The sequence below is a fragment of the Providencia sp. PROV255 genome, from assembly GCF_028478065.1.
Lineage (GTDB): Bacteria > Pseudomonadota > Gammaproteobacteria > Enterobacterales > Enterobacteriaceae > Providencia > Providencia rettgeri.
Genome location: NZ_JAMPMI010000001.1, coordinates 1 through 15683 on the forward strand (window position 1 = coordinate 1; position 15683 = coordinate 15683).

A 15683-nucleotide genomic window follows, 5' to 3' on the forward strand; every position below is an offset into this window, starting at 1 on the left:
GTGTTTTTTTACATTTTTTTTCTAACTGCCTATTTACCACACAAAACGACTACTTTTTGATTCTTTTTAGTGCTTCTGGCAGTTCGGCAATACTATTAATAACAAGATCTGCATTATTAATTGCCTCATCTGTGACTGGCTCGCCACTTTTTACTAATACGGTCGTACCGACGTTAGCACCTTTACCTGCTAACATATCAGCCAGTTTGTCACCGACCATAATGGATGAAGCCATATCTATCTTTAAAAAGTCTTGTGCATCTAATAGCATTCCAGGTTTTGGTTTACGACAATTACAGTCTTGGCGATATTCTTCTACTGTAGCTTCAGTATGATGGGGGCAAAAATAAATACCGTCTAAGTCAATACCGCGATCTGCTAATGACCAATCCATCCATTCTGTTAGTTGCATAAACTGGTCTTCTGTATAAATTCCCCGACCAATACCTGACTGGTTGGTTACGATAACTAATGCATAGCCCATCTTTTTTAATTCAAGCATTGCTTCAATTGACCCTTCGATAAATTCGAAGTCATCAATTTTATGCACATAGCCATGATCGATATTAATTGTTCCATCTCTATCTAAAAAGACTGCTGGGATCCCGTTACTCACCTGTTTGCTCCTAAAATTTAGTATTTTTTTAGTATCTCATGAAAAGAAATAAAAGGAGAATAGAATAAATAGAACAATCTTTATTGACTTAGACGTCTAGACGCCTTAACATCCAACCTTATTAGATACACTATCTAAAAACAATTCAGATAAAGTTAGAAACTATAAATGATAAAGCTCTCAAATATTAATAAAATTTTCCAGCAAGGAAGCCGTAACATTCAAGCACTTACTGATATTAGCTTGCATGTGCCTGCTGGTCAGATCTATGGCGTTATTGGTGCTTCAGGTGCAGGTAAAAGTACGCTTATTCGTTGCGTAAATATGCTTGAGCGCCCAACTTCAGGCCAAGTTATTGTTGATGGGCAAGATTTAACGTCGATGACTGAAAAAACCTTGACGAGAGCACGTCGCGGCATTGGCATGATTTTTCAACATTTTAACTTGTTATCTTCACGCACTGTTTTTGATAACGTTGCTCTACCTTTAGAGCTTGATAATACGCCTAAAGAAAAAATTAAAGAGCGTGTGAATGAATTACTAGATTTAGTTGGTTTAAGTGAAAAGAAAGATGCTTATCCTGCGAATTTATCCGGCGGACAAAAACAACGTGTAGCTATAGCTCGCGCATTAGCTAATTCCCCTAAAGTATTGCTATGTGACGAAGCTACAAGTGCATTAGACCCGGCGACAACTCGTTCAATTTTAGAATTGTTGAAAGATATTAACCGCCGATTAGGACTAACTATCTTATTAATTACTCACGAAATGGATGTTGTAAAACGTATTTGTGATCAAGTTGCTGTAATAAGTGGAGGTCAATTAATCGAGCAAGATAAAGTGAGCGAAGTATTCTCTCACCCAAAAACACCTGTCGCTCAAGCATTTATACAGTCAACATTAGTCATTGATATTCCAGATGATTATAAAGAACGATTGAAAACAGAACCAGGTCAAGACCTATCTCCATTACTTAAGCTCGAATTTACAGGGCAGTCTGTTGATGCACCTTTAATTTCAATGGCAGTACGTAAGTTTGATATTGATATTAATATTTTAAGTTCACAAATTGACTACGCTGGCGGCGTGAAATTTGGTGTGATGCTAGCAGAGCTACATGGCATCAATGGTGGCGTTGAGTCCACAATTGCATTTTTGAAAGAGCACCACGTGAAAGTAGAGGTTTTGGGTTATGTCTGAGAGAATGATTTATCTGCTGATTAACGGCACAATTGACACTATCACAATGACCTTTGTTTCCGGCTTTTTAGGTTTTGTTTTAGGTTTACCTTTAGGCGTGTTGCTCTATATTACGCGCAAAGATCAAGTTATGGAAAATGTTGGCTTATATCGTGCTCTTGCGGTTGTTGTTAATATTTTCCGTTCAGTACCGTTTATTATTTTGCTAGTTTGGATTATTCCATTAACGTCGTTTCTTGTTGGTACCACCATTGGTTTAAAAGCAGCTATCGTGCCTTTAACTATTGGGGCCGCACCATTTATTGCTCGTATGGTTGAAAATGCGTTATTAGAAATTCCAAGTGGTTTAATTGAATCAGCTCGTGCAATGGGGGCAACTCCACTTCAGATTATTCGTAAGATTTTAATCCCTGAAGCATTGCCAAGTTTAATTAATGCAGCCACTATCACGTTAATTATGTTAGTCGGATATTCTGCAATGGGTGGTGCAGTTGGTGCCGGTGGTTTAGGCCAAATCGCACTACAATATGGTTATCAAACCTATAACCCTGTTGTGATGAATACCGTTATTGTTCTACTTGTCATTTTAGTAAATCTAATTCAGTTTGGTGGCGAGTATTTAATGAAAAAAGTTTCACATCGATAGTTAGTAAAATAGCGGCGCCGTTGAGGTGCTTATAAAGTCCGTTTTAAAGGGGTAAACCAATGTCTATTAAATTAAAATCTATCGCAGTTGTCGGCGCGCTATTAGGCACACTCGTTCTCACTGGTTGTGGTGAAAAAGAGAAAGATGCTAACAGCATTAAAGTTGGTGTGATCATGGGCAAAGAATTAGAAGTTGCTGAAGTCGCGCAAAAAGTAGCTAAAGAAAAATACGGTTTAAATGTTGAGCTTGTTTCATTTAATGACTTCGTCTTACCAAACGAAGCATTAAGTAAAGGCGATATCGATGCGAACGCATTCCAGCACAAGCCTTATCTTGATCAGCAAATTAAAGACCGTAACTATAAATTAGTCCCTGTTGGAAATACTTTTATTTATCCAATTGCGGCTTACTCTAAAAAGATTAAGTCAGTTGATGAACTTGCAGATGGTTCACAAATTGCGTTACCAAATGACCCAACTAACTTAGGCCGTTCATTACTGTTATTACAACAACAAGGTTTAATTAAATTAAAAGATGGTACAGGTTTAATGCCAACGGTTTTAGATGTGGTTGAAAACCCGAAAGACCTGAAATTTGTTGAGTTAGAAGCACCTCAATTACCTCGTGCTTTAGATGACCAAAAAATTGCCTTAGCGATCATCAATACTACTTGGGCGAGTAGTGCTACACCTAAATTAACCCCAGCAAAAGATGGTTTATTTGTTGAAGATAAAGATTCTCCTTACGTAAATATTATTGTTGCTCGTGAAGATAATAAAGATAGCGAAAATGTGAAGAAATTTATTCAAGCATATCAATCAGATGAAGTGGCAAATAAAGCTAACGAAGTCTTCGATGGTGGTGCAGTTAAAGGCTGGTAATCTTTTTTATTATTTAAAAAACGATTAAAATACTAGACGGCTTAACGCCGTCTAGTATTTTTTGTAATTTATAGACTATAAAACAACGGCATTATTTTGAATAATATAAGAAAGGTATAATTATGAGACTGTTATTGCTCACTTTGGTGACATTTTTGTTAGCCGGGTGTGGAATTAACCAATACACGAGTCCAGGGCAAAATAAAGGTTTCACTAGTATGAAATTGTCTAAACCTGTACCGAGTGAGACAAAACCAAACACTGCAAACGTTAAATTAATGAATAGTCCAGAAGAATTATTAGGGATGCCTTTCAAAGATTTAGGTGTTGTTTCTGGGGAATCTTGTCGAGAAAGTGTTCAAAGCCCTCCGGCAAATTTGAATACCGCAAAAAACAGTATGTTATCACAGGCTGCCTATATTGCGGCTGATGCAGTACTTTTACACCAGTGCCAAACTATGACCTCCCCAGGTTGTTACCAGGCAACTATTTGCGAAGGCAGTGCATTAAAAATTGTTGAATAAGTATCTTATGCAATCTTTTCAGTTTAATGTTATTGGGCACATTGAATCACCTTATAAAGAAAAGTTTGCGATCCCTCGCCAACCTGGACTTGTTCAGGGAGGTGCGGGACGCTTACATCTAAATTCTCCATTTAACCAGCCAAATGCAGTCCGAGGTCTCAATCAATTTAGCCACGTTTGGGTTTTATTCATTTTTCATCAAACGATGAAAAATGGCTGGAAGCCACTAGTGCGTCCTCCAAGACTAGGAGGCAATGATAAAATGGGTGTTTTCGCAACCCGTTCAACATTTAGACCAAACCCAATAGGTATGTCACTTGTTGAATTACATGGAATAACAATAAAAAATAACCAAGTGATCCTTGAGCTTGGTAGTCTTGATTTGGTTGATGGCACCCCAGTTATCGATATAAAACCTTATTTACCTTTCGCTGAGGCAATACCTACTGCAACTGCAGGGTATGCGCAAGAAACACCTTCAGATAATATGCCGGTTATATTTACCCCACATACAGAAACTGTATTAAATACTTATCAAAGTCAGTACCCGGGTATTAAACAATTTATTTCACAAGTTTTAATGCAAGACCCTCGCCCTGCATATAAAAAACAATCTACTGAAATACGTGACTATGCAGTCCATTTATTAGATTTTAATATTCGTTGGCGAGTAATTGATGGTGTGACTGAAGTATTCGCTATTGAACCATACGAAAAATCACCTTAACCCCTTTTGACAAGTCTTCGTCACTGGTAGACTAGCTCACTATATACCTTGGCAAATAAGTCGTTTGCCATAACTTGTTGTTCTAATGGAACCTATACAATGCGTACTAGCAAATATCTGCTCTCAACTCTAAAAGAGACCCCTGCGGATGCAGAAGTTATCAGCCATCAGCTGATGCTGCGTGCAGGAATGATCCGTAAACTTGCCTCTGGTCTGTATGACTGGTTACCCACTGGTGTGCGTGTTCTGCGAAAAGTAGAAACCATCGTTCGTGAAGAAATGGAAAATGCAGGCGCTATAGAGGTATCTTTACCCGTCGTCCAACCTGCAGATTTATGGCAAGAAAGTGGACGTTGGGAACAGTATGGCCCTGAATTGCTGCGTTTTGTTGACCGTGGTGAGCGCCCGTTTGTTCTCGGCCCAACCCATGAAGAAGTGATCACCGATTTAGTGCGTAACGAAATTACGTCTTACAAACAACTACCATTGAATTTATTCCAAATTCAAACCAAATTCCGTGATGAAGTTCGCCCACGTTTTGGTGTGATGCGTTCACGTGAATTTATCATGAAAGATGCATACTCTTTCCACACTAGCCAAGAATCATTGCAAGAAACCTACGATACAATGTACGAAGCCTACAGCAAAATTTTCACGCGGATTGGTTTTGATTTTCGTGCTGTTCAAGCTGATACAGGCTCTATCGGTGGTAGCGCATCCCACGAATTCCAAGTATTAGCAAAAAATGGTGAAGATGACGTTATTTTCTCTACCGAATCTGATTATGCTGCTAACATTGAATTCGCAGAAGCATTAGCACCAACAACACCTCGTGGCGCTCCAACAGAAGAAATGCGGCTTGTTGATACGCCAAATGCAAAAACAATTGCAGAGCTTGTCGAACAATCCAATTTACCTGTTGAGAAAACTGTTAAGACATTGATTGTCCACGCGAAAAAAGATTCAGGGCACACTTTAGTCGCTTTATTAATTCGTGGCGACCATGAATTAAATGAAATCAAAGCAGAAAAACACCCTTTAGTGGCTAGCCCATTAGAATTTGCCACTGAAGCTGAAATCAGAAATGCGGTGAATGCAGGCCCAGGTTCTTTAGGCCCTGTCAATATGCCTCTACCGATTGTTATCGACCGTAGCGTTGCAGTAATGAGCGACTTTGGTGCTGGCGCAAATATTGATGGCAAACACTATTTTGGCATCAACTGGGAACGTGATTTAGCGTTACCAGAAGCTTTTGATTTACGTAACGTTGTTGAAGGCGACCCAAGCCCTGATGGTAAAGGCGTACTACAAATTAAACGCGGTATCGAAGTTGGCCACATTTTCCAATTAGGCACTAAATACTCAGAAGCAATGAAAGCATCGGTCCAAAATGAAGATGGCCATAACCAAATCGTCACCATGGGTTGTTATGGTATTGGTGTAACGCGTATTGTTGCCGCTGCCATTGAACAAAGCCATGATGACCGAGGAATTATTTGGCCGGATGCAATTGCTCCGTTCCAAGTGGCTATTTTACCAATGAATATGCACAAATCTTATCGTGTTAAAGAGGTTGCAGAAAAACTTTACACTGACTTAAAAGCAAACGGTATTGATGTGATTTTCGATGACCGTAAAGAGCGCCCTGGTGTGATGTTTGCCGATATGGAGCTGATTGGTGTTCCATATACTATCGTTATTGGTGACCGTAACTTAGACAACAACCAAATTGAATATAAATCACGCCGAAGTGATGATAAAGAACTTGTTGGTTTAGAAAATATTGTTAGCTTCCTAAAAGGTAAGCTCGGTAAATAAAACAGGTTAAAAGCTAGAAAATAAAGCCCAAATTTAGGTTACTTTGAATTTGGGCTTTTTCTTTAGATGTCTCGGTACGAACCAATCTTAAAGCCATGTGCCAAAATTTGTGATTTTAAGTTTTCAGATGTTAAAACTTCCAATTCATTTAAACGTGGATATGCATAGTTACTTTTTAATAGTGCATTATCAATAAAAGCAGGATGGCTCATAACTTCAATAGATCTATTACCTTGTACCTTAGCTTCATTAATAATCTTCAAAAACAGTGTTTCTGAAATTTCATCACCATAGAATTCGCTACTAAAACAGTCCGTACTCACCACTTGATATGATAATGGTGGCCAATTCTTCTCTAATTGACGATCAACGCGTAATGCAACTCCCTTCTCTTGGGCGAAAGCAACTACAATTGGAAAAATACCTTCAATCATATGGACATGATGATGGCTATCAATATGGCTAGGTTTTTGACCAAAAATTTCGATAAACTTTTGATATTGCAAGTTTAGCTCTTGTTCAATCTCAATCAATGGTAAATCATTAATATCCCAAAGCCATTTCCCCAACATTCCATCACGGCTGAGTGTAGGCATTGATGATAAGGGCTTTCCTGCAGTTAAAACAAAATGCATGCCCACCGCTAAGTTCGGATTTTCTTGGCTTAATTTAGCTGCATGGGATATTGCTGGCATATTCATCATCGCACTAGTTGAATGAACTATCCCATTACGATGAGATTCAATAATACCATAATTGACAGCTTCACAGAGCCCAAAATCATCAGCATTTACAATAAGTAGTACAGCCATATGCTCTCCCTTAATTCTATAAGCTATCTGGCTAATTAACCTTCTTGCTCAAGCTGTTGTATTGCTTTAGCAAAGTTGGGTAGATATTTTTTATGGGCGATAAGTAATTCCTTAGAAATTAAACGCGCATCGTTATCAGAATGAATTAATGGGTTTAAATTCATCGCCAATAAAACATCATTAAACTGACCATTTACTGCAGCTTGGCTAGTCGCAATCTCAAAGTTTTTTAAGGTATAAATTAAACCAAGTACTTTATCATCAAAATGTTTTACCCGTGGGTGCGGTTTCGCACCATCACGACCTAATATACATGTCATTTCGACAGTCCAGTCTTCAGGAATATTATCGATATGTCCATGATGTGGAATATTAACATAGTGCTCCGTTTGCTTATCATTGTATATCGCATTGATGACTTCACAAGCTGCATCTGAATAATAAGCCCCACCTCTTAATTCAAGCTCTTTAGGCTTTACATCTAATGTCGGGTTTTTATATAGTTCAAATAGTTGATGTTCAACTTTTTGCACGACTTGTGCCCTAGCACCGCCTTTATAATACTCACCCAGCTCAATCGCTAGCATTTCCTTAGGTTTAAAATAGTACAATAAATAGGAACATGGGATCAGATTTAACCCGCGAATTAGACCTTCGTCAAAAGCAAGGTCAGTAATGTTTTTAACTGAATTGGCACTTAACGTTCCAGAGGCAATACCCTCTAATAATTCATTAAACCTCGATGAGCCATTTACAATAACATCTTTGATAAAAACCATATGGTTTAAACCAAATAAATCGATAGATAATTCATCACTATCAGATAGTTTTAAAACGTCGGTAATAAACATTTTCATACCGATAGGGATATTACAAACACCAATAAAGCGTGTGAAATTAGTATGCCGATAAACAGCCTCAGTCACCATACCAGCAGGGTTAGTAAAATTAATTATCCAAGCATTCGGGCAAATTTCTTCAACATCTTTGATAATGTCAAAAATCACAGGTATTGTTCGTAACCCTTTGAATAAACCACCAGCACCATTAGTTTCTTGTCCCAAATAACCATGTTTTAAAGGGATCGATTCATCTAATTCACGCGCTTTTAATTGCCCAACTCTTAATTGAGTCGTGACGAAATCAGCATCTTTTAATGCTTCTCGCCTATCCAGTGTTTTAAATATCTTTAGAGGTATATTGGCATGCTTAACCATGCGTTCGCATAAATTATAGATAATATCTAATTTTTCTTTACCTTCTTCGACATCCACTAACCATAATTCAGTAATAGGTAATTCATGGTAACGTTTAATAAAACCTTCCAGTAATTCAGGAGTGTAGCTACTCCCCCCTCCAATAGTAACAACTTTTAATTTCCGAGTCATATTAACCTCATGGACCTTTATAATAGACATAGAAAAGCACACCATCCTTATATATAAAGATGGGTATGCTAGAGATTTTAGTAATGGAAAGCTTATTTAGATAATAATTTAACCTACCATTTTTTGTTCAACGCTAAATAGATTTTTTCTGTAATCACTCGGTGTTAATGAAGTTAGCTCTTTAAATTTTTTTACAAATAAACTTGGGCTGCTATAACCTGATTCAAAAGCAATATCTGTAATTGAATAATTAGTTATTTCAAGTTGCTTTTTAGCAAAGTTAATTCTGATATCATTAATAATCTGCATTGGCGTTTTGCCATAATATCTTTTTGTTGCCCGGGTTAAGTATTCTTGTGATTTTCCCGTTATAGAAATCATGTTTTGTAGAGCTCTCTCACTAAACATAGCGATATCATGCATTTCTTCCAATGTGCTTTTTAACCACTGCGGTGCATCATCTCGCATACTTTTTTCACGATAATGGCGTAATCGATTTACTACATTAAATGTAACTAACTCAATAAATTCATTAAATTCGCTATCACGAAAATTTAATGATGCGATTACGGATTCTATATAAGCCATAAACTCATTTTTCAATTGATAACCCTGTGATGCAACAAAACAACTTGGTAATAGTGGTAAGTAATGTTTATCAAAAAATGATTTACTGATACCCACATTCAATATTCGTGTTAGCCCAAAATCATAAGCACTTTCGTGATAAGACCCTATTGGAAGAAAAATGAAATCTCCTCGTTCTAATAAAACTTTTTTTCCATTAATTATTTGATAACAACGCCCCGTTAAAACGATCATATATTCATAATAATCATGTTGATGCAGTCCACTTGCACTCTCAACTTTATTATAAATAAAGACATGAAAGGTTTTATTATTAAAAAGTTCACTTTCTTGAACTAGTTTAATTTCAGCATTAGTGTCGGTTCTATTCATCAGTGTCTGCATCATGACCCTCTCTCTAATGGTTTAGTTTTTCATGTAATTCAATTAACTCTGTAATTAATTCACGGGCTAACATTGCGTTCATTAAATGATCCTGCGCATGAACTAGGACTAGGCTTACTTTGATTCGCCCTTCCCCCATATCACTTTCAATTAACTGAGTTTGCACTTTATGAGCTTCATTCAACGAGGAATGAGATTGCGCCATTAAACTTTTTGCGGTCACAAAATCACCTTCTTTCGCTTTTTTTAATGCGGTGTAAGCTAAGCTTCTTGCTTGCCCTGCATTAATAATCAGTCCCATGACAACTTCTTCAAGTTCATCCGTAGTGGCATTTTCTTGGATATCATTAAGCTCAAACATATTTTTATCTCTATTTTAATGAGAGGAGCAAGCTCCTCCCTATTTTAAAATTTAAGTGCGTTAGCAATATCTTCTTCACTTTCTTCTTCATCAATTGTGTTTTGTGCTTTATTAGAAATCACAACAAATGGAAGATAAACGAGTACGGCCACACCAAGGTTAAATAATGCAAGTAATAAAGCGGCAATACTACCATTTGTATTGAAGAATGCAGCTAGCCCAGTAGGCATCGTCCATGGTGCAATATTCGTCACTGGCGGGATAATCCCTAGATAATAAGCCGCGACCATTATTCCCGCCAATAAAGGCTGAATAAGAATAAATGGAATAAACATTACTGGGTTCATAATAATGGGTAGACCAAAAATAATCGGCTCATTAATTTGGAAAATACCCGCTGGTAATGCTAATTTCGCAACCTGACGATGATCGGCACGGCGTGATGCAATAAAGATAGCAATAATTAATCCTAATGTAGCACCGGTTCCACCTAAGAACACATAGGAATCAAGCATCGGTTTTGCCCACATATGGAAAGACTTACCCGCAGCAATCGCAGCGTCAACTGAGCCATATTCAGCATACAAAGACACGTTTTCCAATGCCCATGGGGTCATTATGCCACTATCTAATGCGGTTAATGCGAGAGAACCGTGAATACCAAAGAACCATAGTAGAGACGTAAATACAACATATGCCCAACCAACAACATTCCCCATAGAAGCAAGTGGTGTTGATACTGTATCCATTATAATTTGATGGAAGTTACTACTAATACCGCTTAATGCCCACGACACAATTCCCATAATGGATAAGATAATAAAACCAGGAATAAGTGCAGAAAATGAACGAGATACAGATGGAGGTACGCTATCGGGTAATCTGATCACCCAATTACGGCGAACAATAAAAGTGAACATTTCAGCAACGACTAGCCCTAGAATGATCCCTGAAATGATATTTGCCCCACCGAGCCAGTTAGCACCAACAGCATAAGCACCATTGACGTCATAAGGTGTTACTGTCATGAAAGATGCAACGGCTAACAAACCAGCCGCTAGAGGATCCACCTTACGTTCTTCCGCCAGTGCCATTGCAATAAAAAAAGGTGCCATTAAGGACATTATCCCCAATGTCCCGTTATAAACATTTCCACCGATGGCTTTAAAGCCATTTAGTGTTTCTATCGTTGAGGGTTCTAGTCTAACGCCCAAAGAATAGAAAAAAGACCCTGTATCAAAACTCAGAAAAACATTATTAATTAGCACAAACATTGCCCCAACTAATGTCAGAGGCATAATTCGAATAAAACCATTCTTTATTGCATTAACATGAGGTTGCTTTCCCAATCTAACTGCGAATGGAAGGAGAACCTTTTCAAGCGAAGTGATAAAAAGACTCATAAAATTACCCTCAATTTTTTTGAGTGTGCTCCATTCTTAACTAATTACGTTGTATTAATAGCGTTCATGTCGATGGAGTTATTATGTTGTAGAGGTAGTAAATAGCTTTTTGATACTAGCTTGCCGATTGTTGTTTTATGATTGCAACAGCGACTTTTAGTACACCAAGCCCATCCACTTTTCCGTATAAAAGTGAATCAATAACTTCAACTGGCTTATTAGGTAATAATTTCTGAATATCCGATAACATCCACGCGATTTGCGGGCCCAGCAATATTACATCCGCATCTACACCCTTCTCTGAAGCTAAGCTTTCAGGGAAGGCTTCAATATTGACAGGTACATCATATTTTTCTGCTTGCTGTCTCATTTTGTTAACTAGCAGTGAGGTAGACATACCTGCAGAACAAAATAGATAAATATTTTTCTTATTCATTCCTTATCCTTTAATTCGTTCTATTTTTTATTACCGCTGTGACTTATAAGTTTTCTTATAGACTTATCATATAACTCAGCCCTACACGCTAAAGAGTATAATTATCTCTAGTTGAATTGAGTATACTGCCTTCCCAGCCTTTTCGATAATTCAAACTGAGCAACAATTGTCTCCTATTGACCAGCAGCTATGACGACCTTCACATTTATATAAATATTTTGCGTCAATAAAAAAGTTATACTGATGTCAAATAATGATAAGAAATGAATTAAAGATAGAGAATACGAGGCGTTAGTCGATAATTTAGGAGTCCGAAAGAAAAAGACCCACTTCAACTGAAGTGGGTCTTTTAAGAAAGGAAAAAATACGAATTAGTTACAAGAAGCCGATTTGTCGAATTTAATTGTACCTGTTGGTACTAATGCTGAGTCGAACTGACCATCTTCCATTGAAGGACGAATGGTATAATAACCTTCAATTTCAGCGTAGACTGGCGTACCACCATCTACACCCGTTTCTCCATACGCTTTTTCTAATTCGATACCAGAAGCTGCATATTGACGACCACTAGCGCACTCTGTGAATACAGCTGCATCTGCCATATAGCGGTATTGCCCCACTTTTTTACTTGGCTTAACTTGGTCTAATGTATAATTCATCTGTGTTTCAATCGGGTTACCATCTAAATCCAGTAAGGTCATTGATTGGCCATCTGCTGATTGAGCAAAATAAGTGCTCTCACCTTTAGGATTAGTTGCACGTAATTTATTATTTTCTATATTCCATTTACCAGTATCATGGAAAGCAGTATCACCATCTTTCGTTCCTAAGTAGACAAGCTGCTCAACATAACTACCGTCTTGGTTAACTAACAATGTCGCCTCAATACCAGAGCAATCTGCACAAGGTAAAACGCCTGTATATACTTTATCGACTGGTGCTGCATCAATATTTTTTGTCGCACTCTGACAGCCAGCTAACGTAATGCTTCCAACCGCCATTAAGACTAACATTAGTGATTTTTTCATTATAATTCCCTTAAAACCATGTGTTTTAACTTATTAACCAATATAAACATCATAGCATTTCATCTAATAAAAATATGGTAAACATAAGAAAATTCGGACATTACTGATAAAATACGTTATGCATTGATTTGGTGAATAAGAATTGTCTTTTTCCCAGTGCTGTGATTATAGTTATTAAAGTTACTGTGCTATTATCGTACTAAGCACATTTTTGCTTGGTACAACATGTTCAAGGCGGCAATAACCGCCACTAACACAGTGGTGAGGGAATATGTCTACAGATACTGAATATCAACCTATCAATTGTGATGATTACGAATATCTAGAAATCGCATGCCAACGTCAGCTAAAATTGCAAATAGCACTTAATGACGGCGTGAATATTGAGGGGCAGGCCAATGATTTACTCCTACGAAAAAAAGTTGAGTACCTGATTGTTGAGACACATGAAGGAACCAAGGAGTTAAGATTGGATTGCATAATTTCCTTCAGTCATCCAGAAATCGGCACGATTGTTGTCGACCACTCTCACTAATACTCGCTATTTTGAGTCCTTCTATGGCCCCTTATGGTAATCACAGTCATAAGGGGCTTCTCATTAACTCAACACCTTAAATTCACTCTCTTTTTGCCAATCAATAGCAATACCAAGAGTCGCTTCATCAGCCATTCCTTCAGGAGTAATAAAACACCCCACCGCAGTAATGAGCTGGTCGTTATAATAAATTAGAGGCACTCTTTCTCTCATCCATGGAGCTACTCCTAATTCTTGCCAGATCTTCTTACTGCTTCTGGAACGATGCCGTCCTACAATATTGAGCGTGCCTTGCAGCCCAAAACGAACCGTCACATTTTCATGTGAAAATGGTGGACGTATTTGCCCCTCACCTTCCATAATTTGTAAAATTCCTAAGGATTCAGGTAACTCAAAAGCCTCAGGATAAATCCATTCAAATTGTTGATTAGCTAAGCTATTAATGCGCTTAACAACCCACAACGTACCTTGATAACGGCGAATTTCGAATTGCCCTAAACGGCAAATAGGATCCGCATCCTGCCGAGCTAACGCCACTTCTTGCCAAATACGTTCCAATTGGTTAAATGGTGGCATTGGTAGCTGATGCAGACCAATCCAGCGGCGAATAAGTGCATTGCGTTTTGCTGATGAACAGGCTTTCAAGTCATCAATAAATAGCCCCCCTCGATAATCCATCATTTCATCAAGGGAATCCTTTAATAACTCATCAAGTAATGTTTCTTGCTCTGCACATAACGCTGCGCTGCGGGCAACTGCACTAGAAAAATGCGGCCAACGCTCAGTCAAAACAGGCATGATATTCAGGCGTAAAAAATTTCTATCATAACGATCATCTTGGTTACTATCGTCTTCAACCCACGATAATTGCTGCTCTTGCATATAAGCTTCTAGCGCTATACGGGGTGTTGAGAGTAATGGTCGTAGCAGCGATGTTGAACCGCAACATGCTGAAAACGCTAATTGTTCAGGCATTGAAGACAACCCTGCTGGCCCACTACCACGCTTTAACGCTAACATGAAAGTTTCTGCTTGATCATCAAGGTGTTGAGCCGTAACTAGCACCTCACCTTCTTGTAATTCTTCTCGGTAAGCCTGATAACGGGCATCTCGTGCCGCTGCTTCAATACCTTTTTGGCTTGAATCAACCACTACGTGTCGGCAAATGAAAGGAATGTCCCACTGTAAACACAATTGAGCACAATGCTGCTCCCATTCATTTGCTTTTCTATTCAACCCATGATGAATATGAATAGCGCGAACCTCTAATAGAGGAAGCTGTTTCTTTCGAATAAGATAAAGTGCATGTAATAAAACTGTTGAGTCAATACCACCACTGAATCCCACTAGAATTTTTTCGATACCGCTTATTTTATTAAGAACCCTATCAACAATGACTTGCGAATGCTGTGACATTTATTCGCCCTTCTCACAACTTCTGACTTTGGCTCTTTGCGCCAACACACAGAACACCAGAAATAATTACCAGTAATACCCCTATTGCATACGCAATTTCAAAAGCATCATTTAAGATTAACACTAACCAGAGCACCGATAATACGGGAGACAAAAATACCACAGAAGCTATTTTCGCCGAGTGCCCTGTATTCATCGCCTTGAACCATAAAATGTAAGACACCCCGTTGATTAAAATACCATTAATCAACGTTGGCCAAAAAGCCGCTTTTGAAGGTAATCGCATTTCACTAAACAGCATCAATAAGACAAAAGAAGTCAGCGTTGAAAAAATAAATAACCATACAGTACTAATATAGGGGTCAATCGAATATTGACGGGAGAAAACTGACATTAGGGCAAAGCAAAACGCACCACTAAAAACCAGTAATAACGCTGTTGGGTTTTCAACATGTAATTGCGTAATTTGCCCTTTGGTAAAAGTAATAATCACCGCAATAAAACCGATTATGATACCAATTATTTGTCTTCCAGCTAATTTGTCTTTTAGCAATACTACTGATAACAAGATAATAACTAATGGCCAACTATATTGAATGACCAATACCGCTATACCATTCTCAATGGAATATCCGTAGTACAGCAACAAATAGAATAAACAGTCAAGAAAGCCAAGAACAAAGACTTTGACTAATATATCTCTTGGCAAAATAAACAGTTTTGTCAGTCGATAGCCTGAAGCAAAAGCAACAATAATCACAGATATCGCAGATATTACGTTCGACCAGAACAGGAATTGAAAGCTGTCCATGCCTTCTTGCCCAAAACGAGAGACAATAGGAATAAAGCTCCATATCAACACGCAAGTAAAAGCATATAGCAAATAATTATATTGTCGCACCCTAGTCCCTATCTATAGT

The 15683-nt window shown here is 38.0% G+C and carries 17 protein-coding genes; 7 read left to right on the forward strand and 10 right to left on the reverse strand.

Annotated features, from left to right (window positions below; genetic code table 11):
- Nucleotides 1-49 precede the first annotated feature (49 nt).
- Nucleotides 50-616, reverse strand: coding sequence for a D-glycero-beta-D-manno-heptose 1,7-bisphosphate 7-phosphatase (gmhB, locus tag PR725_RS00005; protein WP_004915273.1), 567 nt, complete (start codon nt 614-616; stop codon nt 50-52).
- Nucleotides 617-784: 168 nt separating this feature from the next.
- Here gmhB and metN point away from each other — a divergent pair, with 168 nt between their 5' ends.
- From metN to proS, 6 genes are all read left to right on the forward strand, one after another.
- Nucleotides 785-1816 (forward strand): methionine ABC transporter ATP-binding protein MetN, encoded by a 1032-nt coding sequence (metN, locus tag PR725_RS00010; protein WP_228367196.1) that lies wholly within the window; start codon nt 785-787, stop codon nt 1814-1816.
- Nucleotides 1809-2462 carry a methionine ABC transporter permease MetI gene (gene metI, locus PR725_RS00015; RefSeq protein WP_004257375.1) on the forward strand — a complete coding sequence of 218 codons (654 nt, stop codon included), beginning with the start codon at nt 1809-1811 and terminating at the stop codon, nt 2460-2462. The genes metN and metI overlap by 8 nt, the downstream gene beginning before the upstream one ends.
- 59 nt (nt 2463-2521) lie before the next feature.
- The gene (locus tag PR725_RS00020) at nt 2522-3343 is read left to right on the forward strand and encodes a MetQ/NlpA family lipoprotein (RefSeq protein WP_004257378.1); all 822 of its coding nucleotides are present in this window, start codon (nt 2522-2524) and stop codon (nt 3341-3343) included.
- Nucleotides 3344-3465: 122 nt separating this feature from the next.
- On the forward strand, nt 3466-3867 hold the full coding sequence (gene rcsF / locus PR725_RS00025) for an Rcs stress response system protein RcsF (protein WP_004908829.1): 402 nt from the start codon (nt 3466-3468) through the stop codon (nt 3865-3867).
- 7 nt (nt 3868-3874) lie between these two features.
- Nucleotides 3875-4594 carry a tRNA (N6-threonylcarbamoyladenosine(37)-N6)-methyltransferase TrmO gene (tsaA, locus tag PR725_RS00030; protein WP_109911815.1) on the forward strand — a complete coding sequence of 240 codons (720 nt, stop codon included), beginning with the start codon at nt 3875-3877 and terminating at the stop codon, nt 4592-4594.
- Between the two features lie 99 nt (nt 4595-4693).
- Complete coding sequence (gene proS / locus PR725_RS00035) at nt 4694-6412, forward strand: proline--tRNA ligase (protein ID WP_272566990.1); 1719 nt, start codon at nt 4694-4696, stop codon at nt 6410-6412.
- A 62-nt stretch (nt 6413-6474) separates the two neighbouring features.
- On the opposite strand, the gene chbG is transcribed toward proS, so the two are convergent.
- The 7 genes from chbG to nlpE all read right to left on the reverse strand — a co-directional run bounded on the left by chbG (nt 6475) and on the right by nlpE (nt 12812).
- Nucleotides 6475-7224 carry a chitin disaccharide deacetylase gene (gene chbG, locus PR725_RS00040; protein WP_272566994.1) on the reverse strand — a complete coding sequence of 250 codons (750 nt, stop codon included), beginning with the start codon at nt 7222-7224 and terminating at the stop codon, nt 6475-6477.
- Nucleotides 7225-7259: 35 nt separating this feature from the next.
- Nucleotides 7260-8612, reverse strand: coding sequence for a 6-phospho-beta-glucosidase (locus PR725_RS00045; RefSeq protein ID WP_109911821.1), 1353 nt, complete (start codon nt 8610-8612; stop codon nt 7260-7262).
- Nucleotides 8613-8720: 108 nt separating this feature from the next.
- Entirely contained in the window at nt 8721-9587 is an 867-nt protein-coding gene (gene chbR / locus PR725_RS00050) for a transcriptional regulator ChbR (RefSeq protein ID WP_272566998.1), read from the reverse strand.
- A gap of 10 nt (nt 9588-9597) precedes the next feature.
- Nucleotides 9598-9945 carry a PTS N,N'-diacetylchitobiose transporter subunit IIA gene (gene chbA, locus PR725_RS00055; RefSeq protein ID WP_004908815.1) on the reverse strand — a complete coding sequence of 116 codons (348 nt, stop codon included), beginning with the start codon at nt 9943-9945 and terminating at the stop codon, nt 9598-9600.
- Nucleotides 9946-9989: 44 nt separating this feature from the next.
- Entirely contained in the window at nt 9990-11348 is a 1359-nt protein-coding gene (gene chbC / locus PR725_RS00060; RefSeq protein ID WP_036957985.1) for a PTS N,N'-diacetylchitobiose transporter subunit IIC, read from the reverse strand.
- Between the two features lie 115 nt (nt 11349-11463).
- Nucleotides 11464-11784 carry a PTS sugar transporter subunit IIB gene (locus PR725_RS00065; protein ID WP_004908810.1) on the reverse strand — a complete coding sequence of 107 codons (321 nt, stop codon included), beginning with the start codon at nt 11782-11784 and terminating at the stop codon, nt 11464-11466.
- Between the two features lie 371 nt (nt 11785-12155).
- On the reverse strand, nt 12156-12812 hold the full coding sequence (gene nlpE / locus PR725_RS00070; RefSeq protein ID WP_109911812.1) for an envelope stress response activation lipoprotein NlpE: 657 nt from the start codon (nt 12810-12812) through the stop codon (nt 12156-12158).
- Between the two features lie 271 nt (nt 12813-13083).
- On the opposite strand from nlpE, the gene rof reads away from it, so the two are divergent.
- Nucleotides 13084-13347: a Rho-binding antiterminator gene (gene rof / locus PR725_RS00075; protein WP_004908806.1), complete on the forward strand. Its 264-nt coding sequence runs from the start codon at nt 13084-13086 to the stop codon at nt 13345-13347.
- Nucleotides 13348-13410: 63 nt separating this feature from the next.
- Here the strand turns inward: rof and tilS are convergent, their stop codons facing one another.
- The gene (tilS, locus tag PR725_RS00080) at nt 13411-14763 is read right to left on the reverse strand and encodes a tRNA lysidine(34) synthetase TilS (protein ID WP_110731774.1); all 1353 of its coding nucleotides are present in this window, start codon (nt 14761-14763) and stop codon (nt 13411-13413) included.
- 13 nt (nt 14764-14776) lie between these two features.
- Nucleotides 14777-15664 carry a DMT family transporter gene (locus tag PR725_RS00085; RefSeq protein ID WP_109911809.1) on the reverse strand — a complete coding sequence of 296 codons (888 nt, stop codon included), beginning with the start codon at nt 15662-15664 and terminating at the stop codon, nt 14777-14779.
- Nucleotides 15665-15683: the final 19 nt, after the last annotated feature.

Coding starts and splice junctions, on each gene's coding strand:
- PR725_RS00045 (WP_109911821.1), bottom strand. CDS start 8,612: ATGACTCGGAAATTAAAAGTTGTTACTATTGGAGGGGGGAGTAGCTAC.
- tsaA (WP_109911815.1), top strand. CDS start 3,875: ATGCAATCTTTTCAGTTTAATGTTATTGGGCACATTGAATCACCTTAT.
- PR725_RS00020 (WP_004257378.1), top strand. CDS start 2,522: ATGTCTATTAAATTAAAATCTATCGCAGTTGTCGGCGCGCTATTAGGC.
- chbG (WP_272566994.1), bottom strand. CDS start 7,224: ATGGCTGTACTACTTATTGTAAATGCTGATGATTTTGGGCTCTGTGAA.
- proS (WP_272566990.1), top strand. CDS start 4,694: ATGCGTACTAGCAAATATCTGCTCTCAACTCTAAAAGAGACCCCTGCG.
- PR725_RS00065 (WP_004908810.1), bottom strand. CDS start 11,784: ATGAATAAGAAAAATATTTATCTATTTTGTTCTGCAGGTATGTCTACC.
- tilS (WP_110731774.1), bottom strand. CDS start 14,763: ATGTCACAGCATTCGCAAGTCATTGTTGATAGGGTTCTTAATAAAATA.
- rof (WP_004908806.1), top strand. CDS start 13,084: ATGTCTACAGATACTGAATATCAACCTATCAATTGTGATGATTACGAA.
- chbR (WP_272566998.1), bottom strand. CDS start 9,587: ATGATGCAGACACTGATGAATAGAACCGACACTAATGCTGAAATTAAA.
- chbA (WP_004908815.1), bottom strand. CDS start 9,945: ATGTTTGAGCTTAATGATATCCAAGAAAATGCCACTACGGATGAACTT.
- metN (WP_228367196.1), top strand. CDS start 785: ATGATAAAGCTCTCAAATATTAATAAAATTTTCCAGCAAGGAAGCCGT.
- nlpE (WP_109911812.1), bottom strand. CDS start 12,812: ATGAAAAAATCACTAATGTTAGTCTTAATGGCGGTTGGAAGCATTACG.
- chbC (WP_036957985.1), bottom strand. CDS start 11,348: ATGAGTCTTTTTATCACTTCGCTTGAAAAGGTTCTCCTTCCATTCGCA.
- metI (WP_004257375.1), top strand. CDS start 1,809: ATGTCTGAGAGAATGATTTATCTGCTGATTAACGGCACAATTGACACT.
- rcsF (WP_004908829.1), top strand. CDS start 3,466: ATGAGACTGTTATTGCTCACTTTGGTGACATTTTTGTTAGCCGGGTGT.